This window comes from Stenotrophomonas sp. YJH_SMC_20 (assembly GCF_059367845.1).
On record NZ_JCAFRG010000010.1, the window covers coordinates 124,849 to 151,223 of the forward strand.

General features: G+C 68.0%; 22 protein-coding genes. 16 read left to right on the top strand and 6 right to left on the bottom strand.

Features of this window, described 5'->3' with window-relative positions:
- Positions 1-257: 257 nt before the first annotated feature.
- Both AC5P6A_RS16575 and AC5P6A_RS16580 read left to right on the top strand, forming a co-directional pair.
- On the top strand, positions 258-1,136 hold the full coding sequence (locus tag AC5P6A_RS16575; protein ID WP_058983200.1) for a lipase family protein: 879 nt from the start codon (positions 258-260) through the stop codon (positions 1,134-1,136).
- Positions 1,137-1,147: 11 nt separating this feature from the next.
- Positions 1,148-2,350, top strand: coding sequence for a DUF4785 domain-containing protein (locus AC5P6A_RS16580; protein WP_171953203.1), 1,203 nt, complete (start codon positions 1,148-1,150; stop codon positions 2,348-2,350).
- Between the two features lie 128 nt (positions 2,351-2,478).
- Here AC5P6A_RS16580 and AC5P6A_RS16585 read toward each other — a convergent pair whose 3' ends face one another.
- Positions 2,479-3,264 (bottom strand): ABC transporter ATP-binding protein, encoded by a 786-nt coding sequence (locus tag AC5P6A_RS16585; RefSeq protein WP_227844187.1) that lies wholly within the window; start codon positions 3,262-3,264, stop codon positions 2,479-2,481.
- Positions 3,265-3,451: 187 nt separating this feature from the next.
- Here AC5P6A_RS16585 and AC5P6A_RS16590 point away from each other — a divergent pair, with 187 nt between their 5' ends.
- From AC5P6A_RS16590 to AC5P6A_RS16605, 4 genes are all read left to right on the top strand, one after another.
- A complete protein-coding gene (locus tag AC5P6A_RS16590) occupies positions 3,452-4,654 on the top strand; it encodes a DesA family fatty acid desaturase (RefSeq protein ID WP_171953204.1) in 1,203 nt (400 codons plus the stop codon).
- Complete coding sequence (locus AC5P6A_RS16595) at positions 4,651-4,983, top strand: EF-hand domain-containing protein (RefSeq protein WP_171953205.1); 333 nt, start codon at positions 4,651-4,653, stop codon at positions 4,981-4,983. The genes AC5P6A_RS16590 and AC5P6A_RS16595 overlap by 4 nt, the downstream gene beginning before the upstream one ends.
- Positions 4,984-5,002: 19 nt before the next feature.
- Positions 5,003-5,815, top strand: coding sequence for a bifunctional DNA-formamidopyrimidine glycosylase/DNA-(apurinic or apyrimidinic site) lyase (gene mutM / locus AC5P6A_RS16600; protein WP_164145493.1), 813 nt, complete (start codon positions 5,003-5,005; stop codon positions 5,813-5,815).
- Positions 5,816-5,920: 105 nt separating this feature from the next.
- On the top strand, positions 5,921-7,525 hold the full coding sequence (locus AC5P6A_RS16605; protein WP_164145492.1) for an OpgD/OpgG family glucan biosynthesis protein: 1,605 nt from the start codon (positions 5,921-5,923) through the stop codon (positions 7,523-7,525).
- A 509-nt stretch (positions 7,526-8,034) separates the two neighbouring features.
- Here the strand turns inward: AC5P6A_RS16605 and AC5P6A_RS16610 are convergent.
- On the bottom strand, positions 8,035-8,655 hold the full coding sequence (locus AC5P6A_RS16610) for a thymidine kinase (RefSeq protein WP_021204637.1): 621 nt from the start codon (positions 8,653-8,655) through the stop codon (positions 8,035-8,037).
- A 101-nt stretch (positions 8,656-8,756) separates the two neighbouring features.
- Between AC5P6A_RS16610 and AC5P6A_RS16615 the strand changes: the two genes are divergently transcribed.
- The gene (locus AC5P6A_RS16615) at positions 8,757-10,733 is read left to right on the top strand and encodes a UvrD-helicase domain-containing protein (RefSeq protein WP_164145432.1); all 1,977 of its coding nucleotides are present in this window, start codon (positions 8,757-8,759) and stop codon (positions 10,731-10,733) included.
- 261 nt (positions 10,734-10,994) lie between these two features.
- Complete coding sequence (locus AC5P6A_RS16620; RefSeq protein ID WP_346715207.1) at positions 10,995-11,519, top strand: GNAT family N-acetyltransferase; 525 nt, start codon at positions 10,995-10,997, stop codon at positions 11,517-11,519.
- 61 nt (positions 11,520-11,580) lie between these two features.
- Here AC5P6A_RS16620 and AC5P6A_RS16625 read toward each other — a convergent pair whose 3' ends face one another.
- Positions 11,581-12,234, bottom strand: a complete 654-nt coding sequence (locus tag AC5P6A_RS16625; protein ID WP_171953207.1) for a DUF480 domain-containing protein — start codon at positions 12,232-12,234, stop codon at positions 11,581-11,583.
- A gap of 101 nt (positions 12,235-12,335) precedes the next feature.
- On the opposite strand from AC5P6A_RS16625, the gene AC5P6A_RS16630 reads away from it, so the two are divergent.
- The 4 genes from AC5P6A_RS16630 to plsB all read left to right on the top strand — a co-directional run bounded on the left by AC5P6A_RS16630 (position 12,336) and on the right by plsB (position 17,995).
- Entirely contained in the window at positions 12,336-13,259 is a 924-nt protein-coding gene (locus tag AC5P6A_RS16630) for a 5'-nucleotidase, lipoprotein e(P4) family (RefSeq protein WP_171953208.1), read from the top strand.
- Positions 13,256-13,981, top strand: a complete 726-nt coding sequence (gene pyrF, locus AC5P6A_RS16635) for an orotidine-5'-phosphate decarboxylase (RefSeq protein ID WP_021202271.1) — start codon at positions 13,256-13,258, stop codon at positions 13,979-13,981. Before AC5P6A_RS16630 ends, pyrF begins: the two co-directional genes overlap by 4 nt.
- Before the next feature lie 424 nt (positions 13,982-14,405).
- A complete protein-coding gene (locus tag AC5P6A_RS16640; protein WP_346715206.1) occupies positions 14,406-15,359 on the top strand; it encodes a hypothetical protein in 954 nt (317 codons plus the stop codon).
- Positions 15,359-17,995, top strand: coding sequence for a glycerol-3-phosphate 1-O-acyltransferase PlsB (gene plsB / locus AC5P6A_RS16645; protein WP_171953209.1), 2,637 nt, complete (start codon positions 15,359-15,361; stop codon positions 17,993-17,995). Before AC5P6A_RS16640 ends, plsB begins: the two co-directional genes overlap by 1 nt.
- A gap of 116 nt (positions 17,996-18,111) precedes the next feature.
- Here the strand turns inward: plsB and AC5P6A_RS16650 are convergent, their stop codons facing one another.
- Entirely contained in the window at positions 18,112-18,315 is a 204-nt protein-coding gene (locus AC5P6A_RS16650) for a YdcH family protein (RefSeq protein ID WP_005407501.1), read from the bottom strand.
- A 91-nt stretch (positions 18,316-18,406) separates the two neighbouring features.
- Here AC5P6A_RS16650 and ttcA point away from each other — a divergent pair, with 91 nt between their 5' ends.
- Genes ttcA through AC5P6A_RS16665 form a run of 3 tightly spaced genes read left to right on the top strand, consistent with a single transcriptional unit; the run spans position 18,407 to position 21,108 of the window.
- Positions 18,407-19,327, top strand: coding sequence for a tRNA 2-thiocytidine(32) synthetase TtcA (gene ttcA, locus AC5P6A_RS16655; RefSeq protein WP_171953210.1), 921 nt, complete (start codon positions 18,407-18,409; stop codon positions 19,325-19,327).
- A 36-nt stretch (positions 19,328-19,363) separates the two neighbouring features.
- Positions 19,364-20,269 (top strand): recombination-associated protein RdgC, encoded by a 906-nt coding sequence (locus tag AC5P6A_RS16660; RefSeq protein ID WP_021202267.1) that lies wholly within the window; start codon positions 19,364-19,366, stop codon positions 20,267-20,269.
- A 59-nt stretch (positions 20,270-20,328) separates the two neighbouring features.
- Positions 20,329-21,108 (top strand): M48 family metallopeptidase, encoded by a 780-nt coding sequence (locus AC5P6A_RS16665; RefSeq protein ID WP_155028750.1) that lies wholly within the window; start codon positions 20,329-20,331, stop codon positions 21,106-21,108.
- Positions 21,109-21,458: 350 nt separating this feature from the next.
- Here the strand turns inward: AC5P6A_RS16665 and AC5P6A_RS16670 are convergent, their stop codons facing one another.
- Entirely contained in the window at positions 21,459-22,325 is an 867-nt protein-coding gene (locus tag AC5P6A_RS16670) for a methylglyoxal synthase (RefSeq protein ID WP_346715205.1), read from the bottom strand.
- A gap of 167 nt (positions 22,326-22,492) precedes the next feature.
- On the opposite strand from AC5P6A_RS16670, the gene AC5P6A_RS16675 reads away from it, so the two are divergent.
- The gene (locus tag AC5P6A_RS16675; RefSeq protein WP_346715218.1) at positions 22,493-24,901 is read left to right on the top strand and encodes an ATP-binding protein; all 2,409 of its coding nucleotides are present in this window, start codon (positions 22,493-22,495) and stop codon (positions 24,899-24,901) included.
- Here AC5P6A_RS16675 and AC5P6A_RS16680 read toward each other — a convergent pair.
- Positions 24,887-26,332, bottom strand: a complete 1,446-nt coding sequence (locus AC5P6A_RS16680) for an FAD-dependent oxidoreductase (protein ID WP_019661976.1) — start codon at positions 26,330-26,332, stop codon at positions 24,887-24,889. The genes AC5P6A_RS16675 and AC5P6A_RS16680 overlap by 15 nt on opposite strands.
- Between the last annotated feature and the right edge of the window lie 43 nt (positions 26,333-26,375).

A 26,375-nucleotide genomic window follows, 5' to 3' on the forward strand; every position in this document is an offset into this window, starting at 1 on the left:
GGCTCCGGAGAAAGAACATCGCGTCATGATCGCAGTCCCAGTGCGGCACCGCAGTGGCCATCGGTCATACGGCCAGAACCGGCATGGTCATCGAAACAAGATGAAAAACGTCATCAAGTGACGCCAGTCTCCTGAATCCGGGCGCAGCGCACGGACTTTCACGCGCCCGCGCCGTGAGCATCGGCACATCGGCAGGCACCAGAGGCCGTCCAGTTCCAGCCGGGTCGGGGGGATCCGAAGACAGAGGGAGAGACGCGATGCGCAGCACCGCAACAGGAAGTACCGTCCTGGCCCTGCTCCTGGGGCTTGCAACAGCGCCGGCGCAGGCCGCCGACGTGGTCGGCGTGGCCTTCGTGCATGGCACCGGCGCGCAGACCAACGCCACCCAGGACTACTGGCAGCCGACCATCATCGACACCGTGCGCCAGGGCCTGCCCAACAGCAGCAATTACGTGGTCATCAACTGCGATTTCACCCAGTACATGTGGAAACCGGAAGCGGCCGGCTGCCTGGCCAACCAGCTGACCCGTTTCATCGACAGCCGTGGCATCACCCAGCTGGTGGTGATCACCCACTCCAACGGCGGCAACGTGGTGCGCTGGATCCTGTCCAACCCGACCTACGACAGCCGCTATCCGAAGATCATCCGCACGGTGCGCAAGGTCACCGCGCTGGCGCCGTCTTCGGCGGGCACGCCGCTGGCCGATGCGGTGCTCAACGGCAATACCTTCGAAACCTCGCTGGGCTGGCTGCTGGGCTACAAGAACGACGCGGTGCGCCAGCAGCAGGTGGCGAGCATGGCCACCTACAACGCGCAGAACCTGTACGGCACCGCAGGCCGTCCCGCCCTGCCCAAGCCGTTCCGTGCGGTGGTCGGCAGCGACGTGGAATCGGCGGTATGGGACAGCAACAGCTACTGCGGTGGCTACGCCGCCAATGTCGGCCTGGAGTTCACCCAGAACTGGCTGTCCTCCTGCTCCGATGGCTTCCTGGAGTGCAGCAGCCAGAAGGCCGCCGGCACCACCTGGTTCACCGACACGCAGCGCACCCAGGGGGCAGAGCCGCTCAGCCACAACCAGAGCCGCCGCGAGTGCTTCGGCCTCGGCACCCTGCTGCGCAACGACCTGACCCAGTGAGGGAGACGACCATGACGATTCATTCCACCCTGCTGGCCAGTGCGGTGCTGGCAGTCCTGTCCCTTTCCGCCGCGCAGGCCGCGCAGCCTCTGCAGGCGGCCCGCGTGGGCGACCAGGTGCCTGCGGCGCTGGTTGCCGCGCCATTGCCGGCCGATGACAGCGAACGTGCACCGCTGTCCTTCGCCTGGGCGTTGGACCCGGCACAACCGCTGCAGGCGGCCACGCCGTATGCCTCGGTCAGCCGCAGCTACTGGCAGCAGGTCGATGGCTCGCAGCTGCAACGCGGCCTGGACCTGCCGCTGACGGCGCCCGATGCGGTGATCCAGCTGAGCCCGGCCGCAGGTGCCCGCGCGCTGCCTGCCAACACCCTGCAGATGCGCGACTCGGCTGGCCGCAGCAGCGTGGCCCGCAGTGTCGATGCGCGCGCGCTGCAGGATGCCGGCATGCCGGTGGGTGATGGCAGCAGCATGCTGCGCACCGGCGCGACCAGTTCGGCCGGTGCGTACACGCTGCAGAGCACGCAGGCGCAGGGCCGCTATGTGGTGCAGGTGCTTGAGCCGAACAGCCCGCTGCGGCTGGAAGTGCAGGCCAACCAGGCGCAGGTGCTGGCCGGTGGCAACGTGCAGCTGCAGGCACGCTTGCTGGAAGACGGTGCCACCACCGCGCAGATGGCCTCGCGTCGCGGCAGCCTGGGCGGTGAAGCCCTGCTGGTCGCACCGGATGGACGCAGCTGGCCGCAGCGGTTGCTGCGCACCACTGATGGCAGCCTGCGCGCGCAGGTGCGGATCCCGGCCGACGTCGGCACCGTGCAGGGGCTGTGGGAACTGCAGGTGTTCGCCCAGGCCGATGGCGTGCTGCGCGACGGCAAGGTGGCTTTCGCGGTGGCAGGGCCTACTGCTCGCTTCAGTGGCCAGGCGGCACCCGACCCGGCCAGCCGCCAGGTCGCGCTGCCGCTGCAGGTGGCCGCCGCCGGTCGCTACGAGGCGCGTGGCACGTTGTATGCCACCGGCCGCGATGGCCAGCTGAAGCCGGTGGCGCAGGCGCATGCGGCCGCGTGGTTCGATGGACCGGGGCGTGGCCAGCTGGTGCTGCCATTCGACCAGGCCGCGTTGCCGGCTGGCTTCGGCGCACCCTACGAACTGCGCGACCTGCAGCTGCAGGACCAGAGCCGGATGGCACCGATCGAGTCGCGCGCGCTGGCGTTGAAGTTCTGAGCAAGGGTGCAGCGGGCGGGGTTCCGGCCCGCTGTACCGTTTTCTGTAGAGCCGAGCCTATGCTCGGCTGCCGTTCCCCGCGGCCAGAAGCAGCCGAGCATAGGCTCGGCTCTACAGTGGCATGTCGATTATCCCGCGTACGCGGTCAGCCGGCCTTCCTGCTCGCATACCGTGATCGCGCCACCGAACACCGCCGACAGCGGTTCGTTGCGCAGCAGCTCGGCGCGGGTACCGTCAGCCAGTACGCGGCCGTCACGCAGCAGCACCACGCGTTCGATCTCGGGAATGATCTCTTCGATGTGGTGGGTCACCAGCACCAGGGTGATGCCCTGCTGGGCCAGCACGCGCATGGTCGCCACCAGCTGCTCGCGGGCGACCAGGTCCAGCCCGGTGGAGGGTTCGTCCAGCAGCAGCGCCTGCGGCCGGTTGACCAGCGCGCGCGCGATCAGCACGCGGCGGGTTTCGCCGGCCGACAGCTCGGCGTAGGCACGTTCACGCAGGGACAGCGCGCCGGTCATCGCCAGTGTCTCGCCGACACGTGCGCGCATGTCGGCGGTCACCTCGCGGAAGGCCGGCACCACGTAGCTGGCGAAGAAGCCGGACAGCACCGCCTGTTCCACGGTCAGGCCGGGCATGTCGGCCAGGTTGCTGCTGAGGTCGCCGGTGACGATGCCCAGCTGCGAGCGCAGCCGGTCCACCTGCCAGCGGTTCTGGCCCAGCACCTTCACCGCCACCGTGCCGTCGCCCTGCGCCAGTGGATACAGTTCGCGGGTGATCAGCTTGATGAAGGTCGATTTGCCACAGCCGTTGGGGCCGAGCAGGGCGGTGTGCTGGCCCTGCGCGATGCGCAGGCTGAGCCCATGAAGCACCTTCACCTGGCCACGCACCACGGTGGCGCGGTCCAGTTCGATCAAGGGGGGCAGCTCCGCGACGGGCGGGGCGGCGGAAATGCGGCTGGCGCGTGGATCAAGGCTCGACAACTCAGGTCCCCAACTGTGAACGGTGCCACGGATGGCGATGCGATACATCGCCGCAGGGATGCAGTTTGCAACGCAAGCGCCCATCATGTCTGCCATCCCCGCGTGGATCCGGAGAGCTGCCATGCCTGATGCCCTGATGTCCCTGTTGACTGGTGGTGTTCTCGGCCTGGGGTGGTGGGCCATGCTGGCCGTGCTGCTGGTCTTCACCCAGATCACCATCTTCTCGGTGACCCTGTACCTGCACCGCAGCCAGGCCCATCGCGGGGTCGATTTCCACCCGGCGCTGGCCCACCTGTTCCGCTTCTGGCTGTGGTTGACCACCTCGATGATCACCCGGGAATGGGTGGCCATCCACCGCAAGCACCACGCCAAGGTGGAGACCGAGGACGACCCGCACAGCCCGGTTACCCGCGGCATCGGCACGGTGTTCTGGCATGGCGTGGAGCTGTATCGGGAAGCGCGTGGCATGCGCGCGGACATTGAGCAGTACGGGCGCGGCACCCCGGACGATGCGATCGAGCGCCACCTGTACACCCCGCACGCCACGCTGGGCCCGGTGCTGCTGCTGGCAATCAACAGCGTGCTGTTCGGCCTGCCCGGCGTGGCCCTGTGGGCGATCCAGATGGCATGGATCCCGTTCTGGGCGGCCGGCGTGGTCAACGGCCTGGGCCACTGGTGGGGCTACCGCAACTACGAGTCTGCCGATACCTCCACCAATCTCACGCCGTGGGGGTTCTGGATCGGTGGCGAGGAGCTGCACAACAACCACCATGCCTTCCCCAGCTCGGCGCGCTTCGCGATGCGGCGCTGGGAATTCGACATCGGCTGGAGTGCGATCCGCCTGCTGCAGGCGCTGCGACTGGCCAGGGTGCTGCGGGTGGCACCGGCCATGGACGTGCGCCCGAACATCGCCGTGCCCGATGCCGAAACGCTGAAGGCGCTGCTGTCGCATCGCTTCCAGGCGATGACCGATTACCAGCGCAACGTGTTCATGCCAGCCCTGCGCGAGGAGGCCGCGCAGGCCGGGGCCAAGCTGCGCCGGCTGCTGCCACGCCGGCTGCGCCGCGGTCTGGTCAACGATGGCCGCTGGCTGAAGCCGGACAGCCGTGCCCAGCTGAGCGCCTGGGTGGCACAGCGCCCGCGCATCCGCACCCTGGTCGAGTACCGCGCGCGGTTGGCGGCACTGCTGGAGGCGCGCGGCCACGATGCTGCCGAGCGCCTGCATCAGCTGCAGGCGTGGTGCCGCGAGGCCGAGGGAAGCGGTATCGCGGCGTTGCAGGCCTACGCCGCACGCTTGAAGGGCTACAGCCTGGTGGGCGCGTGAGGGCAGGGTACGGGCTTCTGCTGGCGGCGCTGCTGCCGGGTGCGGCGCTGGCCCAGGTCACCGACACCGCCAGCTATCTGCAGCGGATGGACAGCGATGGCGACGGCAAGGTCAGCGAGGCCGAGTACGTACAGTGGATGCTGTATGCCTTCGATCGCATGGACCGCAACGGTGATGGCGTGCTGAGCGCCGACGAGCTGCCCGGCGGCAAGGGCAGGACGATCAGCCGCGAGCAGCAGCGGCAGGTGATCGTGCAGCGCTTCCACAAGCAGGATGCCAACCGTGATGGCTTCCTCAACGCCCGTGAGCTGTCCGCGCCGCCGCGTTGAGCGGGCGTAGAATCACCCCATGCCCGAACTGCCCGAAGTCGAAACCACCCGCCGCGGCCTGGCGCCGCACCTGCAGGGCCGTCGCGTGCATGGCGTGATCCTGCGCCGCGCCGACCTGCGCTGGCCGATTCCACCGGAAGTGGCCGAGCTGATGCCGGGGCAGCGCATCGAGGACATCCGCCGGCGCGCCAAATACCTGCTGCTGGATACCGCCGTCGGCAGCGCGGTGCTGCACCTGGGCATGTCCGGCAGCCTGCGCGTGCTGCCCGGTGATACCCCGCTGCGGGCGCATGACCACGTCGACATCAGCCTGGACAACGGCCGCCTGCTGCGGTTCAACGATCCGCGCCGCTTCGGCAGCCTGCTCTGGCAGCCGGCCGGCGAGGTCCACCCGCTGCTGCAGGGGCTGGGTCCGGAGCCGCTGGACGAGGCCTTCGACGGCGACTACCTGTTCGCCCGCAGCCGGGGCCGCAGTGCGCCGGTGAAGACCTTCCTGATGGACCAGGCGGTGGTGGTGGGCGTCGGCAACATCTATGCCGCCGAGAGCCTGTTCAAGGCCGGCATCAGCCCGCTGCGCGAGGCGGGCAAGATCTCGCGCGAACGCTACCAGCGGCTGGCCGGGGCGGTGAAGGAAATCCTCGGCTATGCGATCACCCGGGGCGGCACCACGCTGCGCGATTTCATCAGCCCTGACGGCGCACCGGGCTACTTCGAGCAGGAACTGCTGGTGTACGGCCGCGACGGCCTGCCATGCCCGAACTGTGGCCGCGCGCTGAAGCACGCCACCATCGGCCAGCGCGCCAGCGTCTGGTGCAGCCACTGCCAGCGCTGAGCCGGGCGGCCAGCGGCAGCTGAACGGGCAGGAGACGTCTCCGCTGCCCGTTAACGTTTGTCTGCCTATCATGGCCGACCTTCCCTTCGTGCCTGACGCGCCTGCATGCAACGACGCGACTTCATCCGCAATGCCTCCCTCGCCCTGGCAGCATTCGGCCTGCCGTCCCTGCCCGCGTGCGCGGCCAGCAGGAGCGGCCAGATGGGCCTGCGCCGCCTCGGCCAGCCGCAGCCGTTCGACTTCGCTACCCTCAAGGGCCAGGCGCGCGCGCTGGCACAGGCGCCCTACAAGAGCCACAAGCGGGTGCTGCCGGGCCGCCTGGAAGGCTTGGACTGGGACCAGTACCAGTCGATCGGTTACCGCCAGGACCATGCGCTGTGGGCTGACCAGCCGGGCAAGTTCCAGGCCAAGTTCTTCCACCTGGGCCTGTACTTCCATTCGCCGGTGCGCATGTTCGACGTGGTCGACGGCAAGGCGCAGGAGCTGGCCTATGACGGCGCGGCATTCAACTACGGCAAGAGCGGCATCAAGGACGGCGAGCTGCCGGCCGACCTGGGGTTCGCCGGTTTCCGCTTGAACACCCGCAAGGACACCGACCGCGATTTCGCCGCCTTCCTCGGCGCCAGTTACTTCCGCGCGGTCGGCAAGGAGGGTCAGTACGGCCAGTCCGCGCGTGGCCTGGCGATCGATACCGGCATGGGCAAGCCGGAGGAATTCCCGGATTTCATCGCCTACTACCTGGAACAGCCGTCGGCCGATTCGGAGACGATCGTGGTCTACGGCCTGCTGGATTCGCCCAGCGTGGCCGGTGCCTATCGCTTCGCGATCACCAACGGTGACGTGCTGCTGATGGACATCGACAGCGCGCTGTACCCGCGCAAGGCGATCGAGCGGTTGGGTATCGCGCCGTGCACCAGCATGTACCAGGTGGGCGAGAACGACCGCCGCATGGGCTGGGACTGGCGCCCGGAGATCCACGATACCGACGGCCTGTCGCTGTGGACCGGTGCCGGCGAATGGATCTGGCGCCCGCTGCTGAACCCGCGCAACCTGCGCTTCAACATGTTCGTGGACCGCAACCCGCGCGGTTTCGGCCTGCTGCAGCGCGACCGCAACTTCGACCACTACCAGGACGACGGCGTGTTCTACGAGAAGCGCCCGTGCCTGTGGGTGGAGCCGAAGGGCGAGTGGGGCGAAGGCTCAGTGCAGCTGGTGGAGATTCCCACCGTGGACGAGACCTTCGACAACATCGTGGCGTTCTGGAATCCCAAAGAAAAGCCGCAGCCGGGCCAGGAGCTGCTGGTCGGTTACCGCCTGTACTGGGGCGCCGAGCCGCCGGCACGGCCGCCGATGGCGCACTGCGTGGCCAGCCGCACCGGCCTGGGCGGTGTGGTCGGCAAGAAGCGCGAGTACTTCAGCTGGCGCTTCGCGGTGGACTTCGAAGGTGGCGAACTGGCCAGGCTGATCGACAAGGGCGAGGTCGAGGCGGTGGTGGAAGCCAGCCGGGGCCGGGTCGAGATCGTGTCGGCGCGGCCGCTGCGCGAGATCAACGGCTACCGCGCGATGTTCGACCTGGTGCCGCCGGAAGGCAGTACCGAGCAGATCGACATCCGCCTGTTCCTGCGCAGTGGTGGTAAGACCCTCACCGAGACCTGGCTGTACCAGTACACCCCGCCGCCGGCCGGAGCGCCGGAGCGCACGCTGTACTAAGAGGGGGGGGCAGGGCTTGCAGCCCTGCACCTGCTGACGTCAACGTCAACGTCAAAAGCGGGCATTCCGTGGGATGGCGCGGTGGGTCCGGTTGCGGGGGACGGCGTAAATACGTCCATGTAGCCTCGGTCGCGCCATCCATGGCGCTCACGCCCCCGCAACCGGACCCACCCCGCCTTCGACAGACCTCCGCGATCTGTCGGAACAGCTCATGGGGTCAGATCCGTTTTCCGAAGGAAAACGGATCTGACCCCGGAATTTCATTCGATATCTGACAGATTTCATCCACTCATGGCGTGGATCTACTGGCCGCCGGCCAATTGTCGAAGGCGGGGCACTGTGGGTTTGCGGGGTGTGAGCCGCATGGATGCGGCGACCAAGGCTACATGGACGTACTTGCGCCGTCCCCGCACACCCACAGTGCCCCGCCATCCCACGGAATGCCAGCTTTCGCTGTTGACGTTGCTGTTGCCTCTGCAGGTGCAGGGCGCAGCCCTGCCGAACACCCTTTACAACGGCAGCGGCGCCTGCGCCGGATCGATCCGCCCTTCGCCGCGGGTGATCTTCTTGAACTCGGCGCGGCTGACCGACACGTAGCGGTCGTTGCCGCCGATCTCCACCTGCGGGCCGTCCTGTACTGCGTGGCCATGCTCATCCACGCGTACCGTCATCGTTGCCTTCTTGCCGCTGTGGCAGATGGTCTTGATCTCCTGCATCTCGTCGGCCCAGGCCAGCAGGTACTGGCTGCCTTCGAACAGCTCGCCGCGGAAGTCGGTACGAAGGCCGTAGCACAGCACCGGAATGCGCAGCTGGTCGACCACCTCGCTGAGCTGCCAGACCTGGGCGCGGGTGAGGAACTGGGCTTCGTCCACCAGCACGCAGCCCATCGGCCCGTTCGCCGCCAGGTCCTGCTCTACCCAGCGCTGCAGGTCGGTATCACGGTCGAAGGCCATGCCTTCGGCGCGCAGGCCGATCCGCGAGGCAACCACGCCGGCGCCGGCGCGATCGTCCAGGCGCGGGGTCAGGATCGCCACCCGCATGCCGCGCTCGCGGTAGTTGTGGGCGCTCTGCAGCAGGGTGGTGGTCTTGCCGGCGTTCATCGCCGAATAGTAGAAGTAGAGCTTGGCCATCGACGGATTGTACGCCGCGGCCCCGCTTCGCCGAAGCCGTTCAGCAACCCCGCCGGCAGGCCGCTGTGGTCGTCACCCCGCCCCGCTACAATCCCCATCCCATGCACGGTCTCAATCCCCCCCAAGCCGCCGCCGTCCTGCACATCGAAGGTCCGCTGCTGGTGCTCGCCGGCGCGGGCAGCGGCAAGACGCGCGTGATCGTGGAAAAGATCGCCCACCTGATCAGCTGTGGCCGCTACCCGGCACGCCGCATCGCGGCGATCACCTTCACCAACAAGTCGGCCAAGGAAATGCGCGAGCGTGTGGCCAAGCGCCTGCGCGAGCAGGATGCCGACGAGGTGACGATCTGCACCTTCCATGCGCTGGGCCTGAAGTTCCTGCAGATCGAGCACGCGGCGGTGGGCCTGAAGCGTGGATTCTCGATCTTCGACGCCGACGATGCCGCTGCGCAGATCAAGGACCTGATGCACGGGGCCAAGCCCGACGACATCGAGGACATGAAGAACCTAGTGTCGCGCGCGAAGAACGCCGGCCTGTCGCCCGAACAGGCGATGGCCGCCGCACGCAGCAACCGCGAGAAGGAAGCGGCCAGCGTCTACGAGCGATACCAGCTGAGGCTGACCGCGTTCAATGCGGTCGACTTCGATGACCTGATCCGTCTGCCGGTGCAGATCCTGGAAGAGAATCCGGACATCGCCCTGGCCTGGCGCGAGCGCATCGGCTACCTGCTGGTGGACGAATGCCAGGACACCAACGACGCGCAGTACCGCCTGCTCAAGCAGCTGGCCGGCGAGAAGGGCAACTTCACCTGCGTCGGCGACGATGACCAGTCGATCTACGCCTGGCGTGGCGCCAATCCCGAAAACCTGCAGCAGATGGGGCGCGATTACCCCACGCTGGAAATCATCAAGCTGGAGCAGAACTACCGCTGCTCCAACCGCGTGCTGCGCGCCGCCAACGCGCTGATCGCCAACAATCCGCATGAGCACCTGAAGAAGCTGTGGAGCGACCAGGCCGACGGCGAACGCATCCGTGTTTGGGAATGCCGCAACAGCGAACATGAAGCGGAGAAGGTCGCCGCCGAGATCGCCTTCGTGGCGCAGTCGCGCAACGTGCCGTGGAGTGATTTCTGCATCCTGTTCCGTGGCAACTTCCAGTCGCGCCCGCTGGAAAAGGCGATGCAGCTGCTGCGCATTCCCTACCACCTGACCGGCGGCACCATGTTCCTGGAACGCCAGGAAGTGAAGGACACGCTGGCCTGGCTGCGCCTGCTGGTGAACCCGGACGACGACACCGCGTTCATGCGGGCGGTGCAGTCGCCCAAGCGCGATGTGGGTGCCGGTACGCTGGCCAGGCTGGCCGAGCTGGCGCAGGAAAAGGACATGCCGATGGCGCATGTGGCCGAGACCATCGGCGCCCTGCAGCAGTTGCCGCCGCGCGCGGCCAACAGCCTGGCGCGCTTCACCGACATCCTGCGCGACCTGCGTGCACAGATGCGCCAGGTGACGTCCGGCGACATGATCCGCAAAGTAGCCAAGGAATCGGGGTTGCTGAGCGAGCTGCGCCAGCAGGCCAAGGAAGAGGCCAGCTACCAGCGTCGCGCAAACAACATCGAGGAACTGGCGCAGTGGTTCGAGGGCGGCCCGCGCGGTGCAACCGCCGCCGACCTGGCCGGCCAGCTGGCGCTGCTGTCGCGCAGCGACAAGGACGAGGGGGGCAACCAGGTGCGCATGATGACCCTGCACGCTTCCAAGGGCCTGGAATTCCCGTACGTGTTCATCGTCGGCTGCGAAGACGGCGTGCTGCCGCACCAGGTCAGCCTGGACGAGGGCAACCTGCAGGAAGAACGGCGCCTGCTGTACGTGGGCATCACCCGCGCCAAGATCCAGCTGTGGATGAGCTACAGCAAGCTGACGCGCAAGTTCGGCGAACACGTACGCCTGAAGCCGAGCCGGTTCTTCGAGGAGATTCCGGCCGAGGAGATCCAGCGCGATGGCGCCGATCCGGTGGCCGATGCGGCGCGCAAGAAGGAACGGGCGAGTGCGGGGTTGGCGGCGATCGAGGCGTTGTTCGACTAGGGCGCTCCAACGGCGCCGCCCCTCCGTGGTGGAGCACGCGTTGGTTCCGCAGTGTGGCCGGTCGGGGTGGGTTCGCGGGGGACGCCGTGAACCCGTCCTTGGGGGCTTAGCCGCGCCATCCATGGCGCGGATACCCCCGCGAACCCACCCCGACCGGCCTCTGACAGATTCCGGGCGCTTCCTTCCACGGCAATGCAGAGGAAATCAAAAGCAACAGCCGGCGGTTGAGGCAGAATCGGGGTTTCGGCTGGAGGTCTGCCTGTGCAACCGATCGAGAGTGAGCGCCTGCGGCTGCGGGCCATTGAACCTGACCGTGATGCGGCACCGATGCTGGCCCTGCTCAACGATCCGGGCTTCGTGCGTTTCATCGGTGACCGCAACGTGCGCAGCGAGGCGCAGGCGCGGGAGTACATTGCGCTGCGGGTGCTGCACAGCTATGCGTTGAATGGCTTCGGCATGTATGCCATCGAGCGGTTGTCCGATGGTGCCTGGCTGGGCAACGCCGGGCTGGTGCGGCGGGATGGCCTGCCGGGGCCGGACATCGGCTATGCGGTGCTGTCGGAATTCGCGGGGCAGGGCTATGCCGGTGAGGCGGCACGCGCGGTGTTCGCGCATGCGCGTGGAGCGCTGGGCCTGCACGATCTGTATGGCATCACCGATCTGGACAACGTGGTGTCCGGGAAGATCCTGCAGGGCCTGGGTATGCAGACGCGCGGGGTGATCCAGTTGCCGGGCGTGGACAGCCCGAGCCGGTTGTATGCCACGCCGGGTGCGGCGCAGGTCTGACCCCTGATGTTGGTCGGCACGATTCAGATGCAGTGCCGACCAACGGTCGGCACCCACCCCCTCAGCCGCGCAGTTCGTCCAGCTGCGCCTGCAGCTCGGCCACCGCAGCTTCCAGCTGGGCGACGCGCTCGGCCAATCCCGGATCGGCCGCCTCGCTGCCACCACCACCACTGCTGGCGTACTTCGCTGCCAGCGCCGCACCGTCCACTTCACCGCACAGCAGGTGCATGTAGCGGTCTTCGCGCTGGCCGCTGGCGCGCGGCAGCACCACCAGCAAGGCGCGCTGCTGCAGGCGCTCGATGGCGTGGCGGGCTTCGTCCACATCGGCGAAGCGGTACAGGCGTTCGCTGCGCGTGATCAGTTCACCCAGCGTCTGCGGCCCACGCAGCAGCAGCAGCGCCAGCAGCACGGTCTGCTGCCGGGTCAGGTCCAGCGCGGCCTGCAGGCGGTGCTCGTAGCGGTCCGCGCGCGAGGAGTAGTGCTGGCGGGCCAGGCCCAGCGCCTCCAGCTGGCGCAGCGCATGTTGCACGCTGCCGGCATCGACGTTCATCACCGGCTCGCGGGCGGTCTTCTGGTTGGCGGCCGATTGGGCGGCATTGACGGTCAGCGGATAGGTGTCCGGTGTGGTCGCCTCCTTTTCCACCAGGCAGCCCAGCAGGCGTGCCTGCACGGCGTCGAGCAGGGGGACGTCGGGGGTCTGGGTGGAATCGGTCATGGCGGCCTCCGGAAGGGCAACGGGTCAACCGCCAAGCATAGCCGTCCCGGGGCCGCCTTTGCCGGTAAAATGCGCCGGTATATCTGATTGCCGGTGAATCCATGCGTCGTCCTGTTTCCCTGTCCCTGACCCTGCTCGCTACCGCGGCGCTGGGCCTGTCCGCCTGCAAGCGCGTGGAGGCGCCTGCCGCCGAAGCCGCGGCCCCGCAGGCGCCCGCTGCCGCTGCCAAGGCCGATGGCGTGCTCGATGCCACGGCCAACGACAATCTCAATGCGGTGCTGTGGATGCAGCGCGCGCAGGAGTACAAGGCCATCACCGAGCAGACCTACCGTGCCGCCGCCGACCAGCTGGACGCCGCGCTGAAGGAAGCGCACTGGGATGCGCTGGTGCCGGAGGAACGCGGCAACGAGGCCAAGGGCCTGAAGCCGGCCGTGGTGCTGGACGTGGATGAGACCGTGCTGGACAACTCGCCCTACCAGGCGCGCCTGGTGCGCGACGGCAAGGAATACGACGAGCTGAGCTGGGACCAGTGGGTGGCCGAGAAGAAGGCCAAGGCCATTCCGGGCGTGGTGGATTTCGCCAAGGCTGCCAACGCCAAGGGCGTGACCCTGCTGTACATCTCCAACCGCGCCGTGCACCTGAAGGACGCGACCCTGGCCAACCTGCGCGAGCAGGGCCTGCCGGTGGCCGATGACAGCGTGTTCCTGGGCCTGGGCACCGTGGTCGAAGGGTGCGAGCAGGCCGGTAGCGAGAAGAACTGCCGCCGCCGCCTGGCCGGGCAGAAGTACCGCGTGCTGATGCAGTTCGGCGACCAGCTGGGCGATTTCGTGGAAGTGACCGCCAACACCAACGAAGGCCGTGACGCACTGCTGCAGCAGTACCACGACTGGTTCGGCGAGCGCTGGTGGATGCTGCCCAACCCGACCTACGGTGGCTTCGAGCCGGCGCAGTTCAACAACGATTACAGCCAGTCGCGCCAGGCCCGCCACGACGCCAAGCGCGCTGCCCTGGACTACGCACCATGAGCCGCGCGCCACTGCCGCTGCGCGACGACGAGCGCCTGATCTTCGCGCTGGACGTGCCTGATCGCGCGCAGGCGCTGGAGTGGGTCGACCGCCTCGGCGACAGCGTGGCGTTCTACAAGATCGGCATGGAACTGCTGGCGTCGGGCGAGTACTTCCAGGTGCTGGACGAGCTGGCCCGCCGCGACAAGCGCGTGTTCGTCGACCTGAAGTTCTTCGATATCCCGGCCACCGCCGCGGCGGTGATCAAGCGCCTTTCGCAGTGGCCGGTCAGCTACGCCACCATCCACGGCTGGCACCCGGCGATGATGGAAGCCTGCGCCGCCGCCAACAGCAGTGACATGCGCCTGCTGGCGGTGACCGTGCTGACCTCGATGGGCCGCCCGGACCTGGCGCAGATGGGCATCGACCGTGAACCGGTGGAGGTGGTGGTCGAACGCGCGCTGGCCGCGCAGGCGGCCGGCATCGATGGCGTGATCGCCTCGGGCCAGGAGGCCGGCCCGATTCGCGCCGCGACCGGCGCCGGGTTCTCGATCGTCTGCCCGGGCATCCGCCCCGGTGGCCCGGTCGGCGATGACCAGAAGCGTACCGTTGGCGTGGCCCAGGCGTTTGCCGATGGTGCCGATGCCATCGTGGTTGGCCGTCCGATCCGCCTGGCCACCGATCCGCAGGCCGCGGCCCGGGCCATCCAGCAGGAAATCGCGTCGGCACTGGGTGCGCGCTGAGGTTCCGTTGCGAAGGCTGCAGGCCCGAACGCCATCCCGGCCCGCGCGGGATGGCGTTTTTGCATCTGTCTACCGAGCGGTTGTGCCCGAATCGCCGCAAAACCTGCCGTAGATTTCATTGCTTCCACCCCCATCATCAGGTGAATCAATAAAATCAATAGTTTAAGGCGAACTACGTGAAGTGTTGCCTTAACTTGAGCGGCAGCGTAGGATCGCCGCCATCCGGTCCTCGGACCGGACATGTGCCACAACACTGTCCACCGGCCCTGCGCCGGTTTGAAGAGCCTGTGATCCCCGTGATCCCGGCTCTTTTTTTATTCCCGTCAGTGACTTGCACAGGCAACAGCGGAAACCGTGACGTCCCGGCTTGCCGCTGTCACGTCGCAGGCCGCAAGATGCGGACCGGTCCGGGGAGTCCGATTGCATGAGCGTGGCGGTGCGAGGAAGGTCTGCGCGTGGATGGGGGCTGGCAGCCATGCTGCTGCTGGCGGCGGTCGCGTGCCGCGAATCAGCCGATGATCCGGCCAAGCCGGCAGCCGAACCGGTCGCGGCGGTGCAGGCGATGGCCCTGCGCCTGGCCGAGGACGATCTGGTCGGCTACGCGAAGCTGTCGGTGCCGCCCAGCCAGTACCAGCGCCTGCAACAGGCCTGGACCGAAGGCCACAGCCAGTGGCCGCTGACCGAACTGCCGCTGGGTGACCAGCTGCTGCCGATGCTGGCCGCGCTGCGCAAGCCCAACGCCAGCGCCGAACTGCAGCGCAGCTTCGATCGCCAGCTGGCCGGACAGGCCGGCGCCGTTCGCCAGGCCGCGCAGTCGATGGGCAACTTCGGCGTGCAGTATCTGCGCCACCAGAAGGGCTATACGCCCGGCCAACAGGCGCACTACATCGCCCTGGTGGAAACCCTCGCCAGCTGGGCGCAGGGCGCACCGATCAGTGACCGCGCCCGCGCGCGCAGCACCATCGCCGCACTGGTTGGCGCGGCCGGCAAGGTTGGGTTCGATGATGAGGCCGGCCTGCAGGCCGCCGGCATGGAAGGCAGCCTGCAGCAGCTGGCGCCGTTCATCCACACCCTCAAGGCCGTGTTGGGCAGCTACGGGCTGGGCGTGGACGATGCGCTGCGCAGCGTGCGCGGTGAGCTGCTCTCGGTGGAGGGTGACAATGCGCTGGTACGCCTGCACTACGACCTGGCTGGCCGCGAAATGATCCTGCAGCTGCCGCTGAGCCGCCGCGAGGGCCACTGGTACCTGACCCGCACCCTGGCCGACACCGATGCGCTGCTGCGCAAGGCCGACGCGGCCCGCGCCGCGGCCTCGCCATCACCGGCTGAAGCCCCTGCTGGGGGTGGGGAAGCAGCAACGCCGCCGCCTAAGCCATAATGGCGCCGATGTCGAAACAGAACCCGCTGCCGTTTCCCGGCGAAGAATCCCAGTCGACGCCCGCCGATACGGTGCCGGCGTCCCCCTCGACCGGCACCGGCCCGAACCCGGTACCGCCGCCCGTGCACGCGCGTCCGGCCGGCCGCCGCCCGCTGTGGGCTCGCCTGCTGGGCCGCCTGGTCGAGCCGTGGCTGTCGCTGAAGATCGAGCCGGAAGACCCAGGCCAGTACAACGATGGCCGTCCGGTCGTGTACGTGCTGGAAGACTACGGCCTGTCCAACGCGCTGATCCTGGACAAGGCCTGCCGCCAGGCCGGGCTGCCCTCGCCGCTGGTGCCGCTGGCCGGTGACCCGACCGGGCGCAAGCGCGCCTACCTGGCGCTGTCGCGGCGCAGCTCCAGCAACTCGCTGATTCCCGAGCAGCGCGGCGCCAAGACCCACTCCGATTCGCTGGCCAAGGTCCTGCAGGCGCACCGCGTGCGCGACGACCTGGATGTGCACCTGGTGCCGGTGTCTATCTTCGTCGGCCGCGCGCCGGACAAGCAGAGCGGCTGGTTCGCGGTGCTGTTCTCGGAAAACTGGGCGCTGGTCGGTCGCTTCCGCCGCCTGCTGGGCCTGCTGCTTAACGGGCGCAATACCATCGTGCGCTTCGCCCCGCCGATCTCGCTGCGCAGCACCGTGGACGAAGGCCTGGAGCCGGAGCGCACGGTGCGCAAGCTGCAGCGCGTGCTGCGTACGCACTTCCGGCGCATCCGTGAATCGGTGATCGGCCCGGACCTGTCGACGCGGCGCCTGCTGGTGGACCAGGTATTGGCTGCCGAACCGGTGCGCGAGGCGATCGCCGCACAGGCCAAGCGCGACAATTCGAAGCCGGCCGATGCCTGGAAGAAGGCACACGCCTACGCCTGGGAAATCGCCGCGGACTATTCCAGCCCGGTCGTGCGCTCGGCCAGCTTCATGCTCAGCCACGTGTGGAACCGCATCTATGCGGGCGTGCTGGTGCACCACCTGGACAAGTTCAAGGCTGCCGCGCCGGGCCACGAAGTGGTGTACGTGCCCAGCCACCGCAGCCACATGGACTACCTGCTGCTGTCCTACCTGCTGTACGACCGTGGCATCGTGCCGCCGCACATCGTGGCCGGCATCAACCTGAACCTGCCGGTGGTGGGTACCCTGCTGCGCAAGGGCGGTGCGTTCTTCATCCGTCGCTCGATCCGCGGCAACGCGCTGTACTCGGCGGTGCTCAGCGAGTACGTCGCGCAGCTGGTGGCCGGTGGCTACTCGCTGGAGTATTTCGTTGAGGGTGGCCGGTCGCGCACCGGCCGCCTGCTGCAGCCCAAGGGCGGCATGATCTCGATGACGCTGCGTGCGTTCCTGCGCCAGCCGCGCAAGCCGGTGCTGTTCCAGCCCGTCTACATCGGCTACGAGAAACTGATGGAAGGCGGCAGCTATCTGGACGAACTGTCCGGCCGGCCGAAGGAAAAGGAATCGATCTGGTCGCTGCTGTGGGGCATCCCCAAGGTGCTCAAGCAGAACTACGGCCAGGTGGTGGTGAACTTTGGCGAACCGATCGCACTGAACGACGTGCTGGCCGAGAAGGCGCCGGAGTGGAAGGGCGAGGCGGTGTCCGAGGACGAGAAGCCGGCCTGGCTGTCGACCACGGTGGATACGCTGGCCGAACGCATCCAGGTGCGCATCAACGGCGCCGCCGACGTCAACCCGATCAACCTGCTGGCGCTGGCGCTGCTGTCCACGCCGAAGCACGCGATGGGCGAGGCCGACCTGATCGCGCAGATCGAGCTGTGCAAGACCCTGCTGGTCGAGATGCCATATTCGGACCGGGTGACGGTGACCCCGCACTCGCCGGAGCGGATCATCGCCCACGCCGAGGAAATCAACGTCCTCACCCGCGTCAAGCACCCCCTGGGCGATGTGCTCAGCGTCAGCGGCGATACCGCGGTGCTGCTGAGCTACTTCCGCAACAACGTGCTGCACCTGTTCACCGCCTCGTCGTGGGTGGCCTGCTGCTTCCAGAACAACCGCCGCATGAGCCGCGCCGGCCTGGTCCAGCTGGGCCGTACGGTGTACCCGTTCCTGCAGGCCGAGCTGTTCCTGCCGTGGAGCGAGGACGAGTTCGCCCAGCGCATCGACCAGACCATCAACGTGTTCGTGCGTGAGGGGTTGCTGCAGAACGTCAATGACGACGACGGCGGCATTCTGGCGCGCAACACCGGGCAGACCGACGAGGTCTTCCGCCTGCGCGCCATCGGGCACTCGCTGCAGCAGGCGTTCGAGCGCTACTACATCGCCATTTCGGTGCTGGTGAAGAACGGCCCCGGCGTGCTTGGCGCCGCCGAACTGGAAAGCCTGTGCCAGCAGGCCGCGCAGCGCCTGAGCCTGCTCTATGCGCCGGCGGCGCCGGAGTTCTTCGACAAGGCCCTGTTCCGTGGCTTCATCCAGAAGCTGCGCGAGCTGCGCCTGGTGTGGCCGGACGAGAACAGCAAGCTGCTGTTCGACGAGCGCCTGGATGCCTGGGCCAAGGATGCCAAGTTCATCCTCGGCCGCGAGCTGCGCCACACCATCGAGCGGGTCAGCCCGGAAGCGGCGCGCCCGGACGAGCCGGCACCGCAGGATTGAACTGAATCCTGCGGTGGGTGTGGACCTTGGTCCGCACACCTTCCCGTCGTGCCGACCAGGGTTGGCACGTACCGGAGCAGGAGGCCAACCCGGGTTGGCACCCACCTGAACCCGGCTCAGGCCGGCTCGTCGGGAATCTGCAGGCTCTCCAGCCTGGCGATGCAGTCCTTCAACTGCAGCTTGCGCCGCTTCAGGCGCTTGGCTTCCAGTTCGTCCTCGCCGTTGGCCGCCATGCGGGTGATCTGTTCATCCAGCAGGCGGTGCTCGGCGCGCAGGGCGGCGAGGCGTTCGACGATCTCGGCGGGGTCGTAGGTGTCCACAGGTCCCGAGCATACACAGCGATGATGACCGCCGGGAGAGGGGAATACCGACCCCCGGCCGGGGCCGCTCCGAGCCGTTAGAATGGAGCCCATGAGTGCCGTGATTTCCCTTCCCGATCCCCAGCCGCGCGCCGCCCGCGATCCACGCGTGGCCGAGCGCGAGCAGCACAAGCTGGCCAAGCGCCTGCGCCGCCAGGTCGGCGAGGCGATCGCCGACTTCGGCATGATCGAGGCCGGCGACAAGGTCATGGTCTGCCTGTCCGGCGGCAAGGACAGCTACACCCTGCTGGACGTGCTGCTGCAGCTGCAGAAGAAGGCACCGGTGCCGTTCGAGCTGGTGGCGGTGAATCTGGACCAGAAACAGCCGGGCTTCCCTGAGCACATTCTGCCGGAGTACCTGGCCGGGCTGGGCGTGCCGTACCACATCATCGAGCAGGACACCTATTCGGTGGTCAGCCGGGTCATTCCGGAAGGCAAGACCATGTGCTCGCTGTGCTCGCGCCTGCGTCGTGGCGCGCTTTACAACTACGCCGAAACCCACGGTTTCACCAAGATCGCGCTGGGCCATCACCGCGACGACATGGTGGCCACCTTCTTCATGAACCTGTTCCACCACGCCAAGCTGGCGGGGATGCCGCCGAAACTGCGCAGCGATGACGGCAGGCACGTGGTGATCCGGCCGTTGGCCTACGTGCGCGAAAGCGACATCGTCGACTACGCGCAGGCACGCCGGTTCCCGATCATTCCCTGCAACCTGTGCGGCAGCCAGGAGAACCTGCAGCGCCGCCAGGTCGGCCTGATGCTGAAGCAGTGGGAAAAGGACCATCCCGGCCGCATCGAGCAGATCGCGCGCGCCATGGGCGACGTCCGGCCCTCGCAGCTGGCCGACACTACCCTGTTCGACTTCATGGCGCTGGGCCGTCGCGACGACGCGCCGCTGCCCGATGCCCATGCCTGGCTGGCCGGTTCCCCGGCCGATGCCGACGCAGATCCCGAGACGCCCACCGTTTAAGGTCGGTCGCCCTTCCTCTTTGCCATCCGGAATTCCATGTTCTTTCGCAACCTGACGTTCTTCCGTTTTCCGACCGCCACCGATTTTTCCGAAGTCGATACCCTGCTGCCGCACGCCGTGCTCAAGCCTGTTGGCGCGCTGGAAATGAACTCGCGCGGCTTCATCTCGCCGTTCGGCCGCGAGGAAAAGGAGCAGCTCTCCCACCGCATCGCCGAACACCTGTGGCTGACCGTGGGCGGCGAGGACAAGATCCTGCCGGCAGCGGTGGTCAACGACCTGCTCGAGCGCAAGCTGGAGGAGATCGAGGAGAAGGAAGGCCGCCGCCCAGGTGGCCGCGAGCGCAAGCGCATGAAGGATGACCTGCTGCATGAACTGCTGCCGCGCGCCTTCGTGAAGTCCTCGCGCAACGACGCCTTCATCGACCTGCAGCACGGCTATGTGGCGGTGGATACCTCCAGCCGCAAGACTGGCGAGTACTTCATGTCCGACATCCGCGGCCTGCTCGGCAGCTTCCCGGCGATGCCGCTGAACGCCGAAGTCGCGCCGCGCTCGATCCTGACCGGCTGGATCGCCGGCGAGCCGCTGCCGACCGGACTGAGCCTGGGCGAAGAGTGCGAGATGAAGGACCCGGTGGAAGGCGGCGCGGTGGTCAAGTGCCAGCACCAGGAACTGCGCTGCGACGAGATCGACAAGCACCTGGACGCCGGCAAGCAGGTGACCAAGCTGGCGCTGATCTTCGAGGACAACCTGTCCTTCGTCATCGGCGACGACCTGATCGTGCGCAAGCTGAAGTTCCTCGACGGCGCCCTGGACCAGCTGGAGCATGCCGACGAAGACGGACGCCGCGCCGAGTTCGACGCCCGCTTTGCCCTGCAGAGCGCCGAGATCCGCCGCCTGTTCCTGTTGCTGGAAGAAGCCTTCAAGCTCAGCAAGGCTGACTGAACAGGCAGCGCGACGGCCGCCGGTCATCCGGCGGCCCGAAGCGGCGCTATGCTGGGCGCATGAGCCGTCTGCTGCGCCGCCTGATCAGCCCGACCCCGCCCGCCACCGTACAGCGCGACACCGTTCGCCTGCGCCTGGAGGATGCCGAGATCGAGGTCCTGCGCGTGCGTGATCCGCGTGCGCGGCGCATCAAGCTGAGCGTGGACGAACGCGGCGCACGCCTGACCCTGCCGCCGCGCGCAAGCCTGGTGATGGGCGAACGCTTCCTGGAACAGCACCGCGACTGGTTGGCGCTGCAGCTGCGGCAGTACCAGGGCCAGGGCCTGCCGCCACCGTTGCAGCCGGGCGAAGACGGTGTGCTGCCCCTGCGCGGCGAACTACTGCCGCTGCGCTGGCAGGAAGGCCGCTACGCGCGCCTGGAGATCGACGCGCACGGCGCCTGCGTGCAGTGGCCGACCCGCGGCGGCGACGCCACCCTGCGCCGTCTGCTGCGCGAATTCTACGAAGCCCAGACCCGCGCCGACGTCGGCCGCTGGCTGCCGAAGTACCTGCCCACTCTGCCGCGCGCCCCCAGCCGCCTGCGGCTGAAGGTGATGTCCTCGCAATGGGGCTCGCTGGCCCCCGACGGCAGCATGGCACTGGACCTGGCCCTGGTGCTCGGTCGTCCGGAAGCGTTCGAGTATGTGCTGGTGCACGAGCTCTGCCACCTGATCCAGCCCAATCACTCGCCTGCGTTCTGGCACGAAGTGGAACAACGCTTCCCCGCCTGGCGCGAGCAGCGCGACTACTTCCAGCTGGAAGGGCGACGCCTCAAAGCGATGCTGCACCAGCTGCTGTGATCGCACCCCGCACCCTGTAGAGCCGAGCCGAGCCCACGCTCGGCTGACGCGCGCAGCGCGGGGTTTCAGTCATCACGTTGAAGAGCAGCCGAGCATGGCTCGGCTCTACAGGGAGTGTCCGTGGTGGGCAGGGGCGTGAGCCGCATGGGCCCGAGGCATGCCTCGGGCGGGTTGGGCAGGACGCCCAACCCCGGTCTTGCCGTGTGCGCAGGAAAGCGCACACGAGCAAGCGGCGACCGAGCTTACAAGGACGTACTTGCAGCGACCCCTGCGCAATCCACCCCGGCCGGCCGAGCACGGCTTCTGATTTGAACGACCCGCCACGAGGGCCCAGCCGTTGGCCGAAACCCTCACCCCACCCGCAACGCCGCCGCCGCCGCCCACCGCGCCGCCACCCGCGGCGCCGTAATGCACACTGCCTGGTCGGTCACCGTCGTCACCGCACGCTCCAGCAGCTGGATATCCGCCTCATGCTGGCGCGCCACATGCGGGTCCTCGAAGAAGATCGCACGCTGGCAACGCCCCTCCAGTACCCGGTCGGCAATCTGCGCATCACCGCCCATCGGGCCACTCTGGTAGCGCGTCACCCACGGCGTATCACGCGGCCAGCCCCGGCTCCAGGCCAGTTCGTTCAAACGCTGGCCGGTGGTGCCGGTCGCCACCCGCTCGCCGAACCGGGCCAGCACATCGAAATGCTCATCGGCGAAGGCCAGCATCGCCGGCTTCATCGCATCATGCGCGATCAGTGCCAGCGTCTGGCTTTCGAACGCATGCAGGTCGTCAGCGCCGCGGTCTGCCGGCAGCCCGGCGTGGACGCGCTCCACTTCGACCCAGTCGCGTGCGGTGGCCACGGTCGAAATGAACGGCTTGCCGTGAATCACGCACTGCCGTTTCAGCGCCGTGGCTTCTGGAAACACCGAGGATGGGTCGACCGGATCGATCAGGTAGATCGCGCCATCCAGTGTCCGATCCGGACCCATGCCGACGACTTCGGCGACCAGCTTCATCAGGCCACCCTCGCGTCCGTACGGGTAACGGTGCAGGCCCGCGTACCCGGCCAGGAAACCCTGTCGTTCGATCGCGTCATGGGTGCGACCGACCGCATGCAGCGACACGCCCAGCTCGCGCAGGCCGGCCTCGCTGCTGCGCAGCCAACGGAACAGCGCGGCGCGCGCGTCGTGGTGATGAAGACGGTTGGCAGCCAGGCCGATGCGCATCGAACGCTCCGCAGTTACGGGTGAAGGCGGCAGTGTATGTCGGCATTCCCCTATCTGGATGCTTTTACAACTTTCTTCATTGCCGTCGGTCCGCACGTCGATAGCGTGGCAGGCAGCGGTACCGCAGCGCGGCCGTTCCTTCCGCCCGCGAGATGAGGATGCCTACCGTGAATGTCGCCGGCCTCCCGGCAGCCATTGCTGTCATGGCCAGCCTGCTGCTGCCTGCCACGGCCTCCGCCACGGGCTGCAGGACACCGCTGCGCATTGCCTGGCCTTCCGACCGCGCACCCTTGTCGTCCAGCGAACAGGGTGAGGCACGGGGGCTCGGCGCGGTGTACCTGGAGCTGTTGGGGCGGCAACGGCCACTGCAGCTGCTGCCCGTGCCGGCCGCCAGCGTGGACCGGGATGAGCTGCCGGCCGGCACCCAGGCGCTGCTGGGGTGGCCACGCTCGCAGCTGCCCGCCGGGTGGGTGGCCAGCACGCCCTACCTGCAGCTGCCACAGGTGATCGTCCGCCGGGAAGGTACGCCGCCGGTGCTGGGCCTGGAAGATCTGCGTGAGCGAACCGTAGCCAGCCCCAGCCGGATGCCGCTGCAGGGGCTGCTGGCCGAGCAGGCAACGGGTGCGCAGCTGCTGCCACCGGCAGCGCTGGACGATGCGCTCCCGCTGCTGGGCACCGGCCTGATCGATGCCGTGGTTGCCAACCTCGGCGAAGTCGAGGCCGCGTTGCGCCGCTACCAGGGCGATGCACTGCTGATCGCTGCGCCGGCCGGTTTCGATGATGCCCTGGTGCTGGCGACCACGCCCGCCTGCGCCGATGTCATCGCCGGCTTCGAGCAGGCGCTGTCGCAGCTGACCGATCCCGAGCGCGATCAGATCCGCGCGGCCTGGCTGCCGGACCGGCCGCGCAATTGGCCGTCATCGTCACCCCTGCGCTGGCTGGTGCCGGCCTCGTTGATCCTGCTCGCACTGGCGCTGGTACATGCCTACGGTTACTGGCGGGTGCATCGCGAAAGCGTGCGGCGCCGAGTCGTGGAGCAGCGCCTGCAGGAGGTGACTGCGAACCTGCCGGCGGTGGTCTACCAGGCGCGCCGTTCGGCGTGCGGTCACTACAGCTTTCCGCAGATCGCCGGCGACGTGCAGTCCCTGTTCGGAATCAGCGTGGAGAGCGCGCGCATCGATCACCAGTGGCTGCTGGCCGCGGTCCACCCCGAGGACCGCAGCAGGGTGATGGCCTGTATCGAGACAGCCGCATTGGCGCGTGGCCCGATCGATGTCACTTTCCGTACCCGTTCACCACAGGGCTGGCGATGGGTGCGTTCGCATGGGCGACCGTTGTCCTGCGACGATAGCTACGTCGAGTGGAGCGGCTACTGGATCGACGTCAGCGAGGTGCAGTCACGTACCCGCGCGCTGGCCGACGCGCGCCGCGAGGCCGAGCAGGTGGCACAGGCCAAGGCGCACTTCCTGGCCACGATGAGCCATGAGATCCGCACGCCGATGAGCACGCTGCTGGGCATGCTCGAACGGCTGGCGGGCAGCAGGCTGGAGCCACGCCAGCAGCAGGTGCTGGCCACGGTGGATGATGCGGCGCGGATGCTGCGGCAGATCCTCGACGATGTACTGCACAGCCAGCGCCTGCAGGGCGCACCGCTGCAGTTGCGGCCCACCGATCTGGCGGCACTGGTGCGCGCGGTGCAGCAGCTGCTGATGCCGGTGGCCGCCAGCCGCGGCCTGCACCTGCAGGTGGTGCTTGATCCGGAGATGCAGCCGGGATCGCTGGCCGATGGCCTGCGCCTGCGCCAGATCCTGTTCAACCTGGCCGGTAACGCACTGAAGTTCACCCGGCACGGCCACGTGGAACTGCGGTTGCAGGTACTGCAGCAGCATGCCCGCGGGCAGCGGCTGCGCCTGCAGGTAAGCGACAGCGGCGTGGGCATCAGCGAGGAACGACAGCAGGCGGTGTTCGCCGCCTATGCCCAGGCGGAGCGCTCGACCACGCGGCGCTTCGGCGGCAGTGGGCTGGGCCTGGCGATCTGCCGCGAGCTGGCAACCTCGATGGGGGCGGAGCTGCAGCTGCGCAGCTCCCCTGGGCAGGGCACCACGGTATGGATGGATCTGGACCTGGAGGCCTGCGAGGCACCCATGGCCGCACCTTGGGCGGCATCAGCGGATGAGCATCCATTGCCGGCGGCGTGCGTACTGGTGGCTGAAGACCATCCTACCAACCTGCAGCTGCTGGAGCAGCGCCTGTGCGCGCTAGGGCTGCGGGTCCACGCCTGTACCGATGGGCAGTCGGCGCTTGAAGCATGGCAGGCGCAGCCGTTCGAGCTGGTGATCACTGACTGCCACATGCCGGGCATGGACGGCTTCGCACTGGCGCGGGCGATCCGCGCTGATGCCTGCCCGGCACGTGCGCAGGTGCCCATCATCGCGCTCACGGCCAGCGTGATGGAAAGCACCCGCGAAGCCTGTCGCGCGGCTGGCATCGACCACTTCCTGGCCAAGCCGGTGGAGCCGCACGTGCTGCGGGCGCTGCTGGCGGTACTGCTGGCGCCGGACTCAGTGGGCCAGTAGCCGGACGATGCTGGCGGCGGCATCGCGGCCCTCGGCCACGGCGGTCACCACCAGGTCGGCACCGCGTACCGCATCACCACCGGCGAACAGGCGCGGATGCGCGGTCTGGAACGGCAGGCGATCCTTGCCTCCGGCCACGATACGGCCGTTGGACCGGCCTTCCACGCCGTGCTCGGCCAGCCATGCCGGAACGGTCGGCGAGAAGCCGAAGGCGATGATCACCACGTCGGCCTCCAGCAGCGATTCGCTGCCATCGATCGGCACCGCGTTCTGGCGGCCGTTCGCATCCGGCTCACCCAACCGGGTCTCGACCACGGTTACGCCGATTACTTCGTCATCGGCGCCGGCTTCGATCGACAGCGGCTGCCGGTTGAACAGGAAGCGCACACCTTCCTCGCGTGCATTGGCGACCTCGCGCGCGCTGCCGGGCATGTTGGCTTCGTCGCGGCGGTAGGCGCAGGTGACCTTGGCCGCGCCCAGCCGTATCGCGCTGCGCACGCAGTCCATGCCGGTATCGCCACCGCCGAGCACCACCACGCGCTTGCCGTTGAGATCGGGCAGGGCGATGGTGTCTTCCCAGCCGGCAATCGGCCGGCCCTTCGGATCATCACCACCGACGATGCGGCTGTTCTGCACCAGGAACGGCAACGCCGGCAGCACGCCTTTCAGGTCCTGGCCGTCGAGGCCGCCATCGGTGTAGCGGTAGGCGCCGGTGCCGACGAACACCGCATCGTGGGTATCCAGCAGCTGCTGCAGGCTGATGTCGCGGCCGATCTCCACGCCGAGGCGGAACTGCACCCCCATGCCCTCCAGCACGTCGCGGCGGCGACGGATCACGTCCTTGTCCAGCTTGAAGCTGGGGATGCCGAACTGCAGCAGGCCGCCGATCTGCTCGTAGCGGTCATAGACCACGGCGGCAATGCCGGCGCGAGCCAGGCGGTCGGCACAGGCCAGCCCCGCCGGACCGGCGCCGATCACCGCCACGCTGTGGCCGGTCGGCTGCACCGCGGCCAGATCCGGGCGCCAGCCACTGGCCAATGCGGTATCGACGATGTACTTCTCCACCGCGCCGATGGTGACCGCACCGAACTCCTCCAGCGTGCAGCTGCCTTCGCACAGCCGGTCCTGCGGGCACACCCGGCCGCACACTTCCGGCAGCGGGTTGGTGCTGTGGCACAGCGTGGCCGCCTCGTGGATGCGGTTCTCCTGCACCAGCTGAAGCCACTGCGGAATGGCGTTGTGCACCGGGCACTTCCAGCTGCAGTACGGGTTGCCGCAGTCCAGGCAGCGGCCGGCCTGGTACTGCGCGTCTTCCTTGCCGAACCTGCCGTACAGCTCACCCCAGTCGCCGGAGGTGCGCAGTTCCACCGGAATGCGCTGCGGCATGGTGCGGGGCAGGTCGAGGAACTGGAAAGCGTGCTTGCGGCTCATGGCGGGCTCTGTAATGCGAGGGGGAACGTTGCCGGCCAGCGGC

Coding starts and splice junctions, on each gene's coding strand:
- AC5P6A_RS16575 (WP_058983200.1), top strand. CDS start 258: ATGCGCAGCACCGCAACAGGAAGTACCGTCCTGGCCCTGCTCCTGGGG.
- AC5P6A_RS16580 (WP_171953203.1), top strand. CDS start 1,148: ATGACGATTCATTCCACCCTGCTGGCCAGTGCGGTGCTGGCAGTCCTG.
- AC5P6A_RS16590 (WP_171953204.1), top strand. CDS start 3,452: ATGCCTGATGCCCTGATGTCCCTGTTGACTGGTGGTGTTCTCGGCCTG.
- mutM (WP_164145493.1), top strand. CDS start 5,003: ATGCCCGAACTGCCCGAAGTCGAAACCACCCGCCGCGGCCTGGCGCCG.
- AC5P6A_RS16605 (WP_164145492.1), top strand. CDS start 5,921: ATGCAACGACGCGACTTCATCCGCAATGCCTCCCTCGCCCTGGCAGCA.
- AC5P6A_RS16610 (WP_021204637.1), bottom strand. CDS start 8,655: ATGGCCAAGCTCTACTTCTACTATTCGGCGATGAACGCCGGCAAGACC.
- AC5P6A_RS16615 (WP_164145432.1), top strand. CDS start 8,757: ATGCACGGTCTCAATCCCCCCCAAGCCGCCGCCGTCCTGCACATCGAA.
- AC5P6A_RS16625 (WP_171953207.1), bottom strand. CDS start 12,234: ATGACCGATTCCACCCAGACCCCCGACGTCCCCCTGCTCGACGCCGTG.
- AC5P6A_RS16630 (WP_171953208.1), top strand. CDS start 12,336: ATGCGTCGTCCTGTTTCCCTGTCCCTGACCCTGCTCGCTACCGCGGCG.
- pyrF (WP_021202271.1), top strand. CDS start 13,256: ATGAGCCGCGCGCCACTGCCGCTGCGCGACGACGAGCGCCTGATCTTC.
- AC5P6A_RS16640 (WP_346715206.1), top strand. CDS start 14,406: ATGAGCGTGGCGGTGCGAGGAAGGTCTGCGCGTGGATGGGGGCTGGCA.
- plsB (WP_171953209.1), top strand. CDS start 15,359: ATGGCGCCGATGTCGAAACAGAACCCGCTGCCGTTTCCCGGCGAAGAA.
- ttcA (WP_171953210.1), top strand. CDS start 18,407: ATGAGTGCCGTGATTTCCCTTCCCGATCCCCAGCCGCGCGCCGCCCGC.
- AC5P6A_RS16660 (WP_021202267.1), top strand. CDS start 19,364: ATGTTCTTTCGCAACCTGACGTTCTTCCGTTTTCCGACCGCCACCGAT.
- AC5P6A_RS16665 (WP_155028750.1), top strand. CDS start 20,329: ATGAGCCGTCTGCTGCGCCGCCTGATCAGCCCGACCCCGCCCGCCACC.
- AC5P6A_RS16670 (WP_346715205.1), bottom strand. CDS start 22,325: ATGCGCATCGGCCTGGCTGCCAACCGTCTTCATCACCACGACGCGCGC.
- AC5P6A_RS16680 (WP_019661976.1), bottom strand. CDS start 26,332: ATGAGCCGCAAGCACGCTTTCCAGTTCCTCGACCTGCCCCGCACCATG.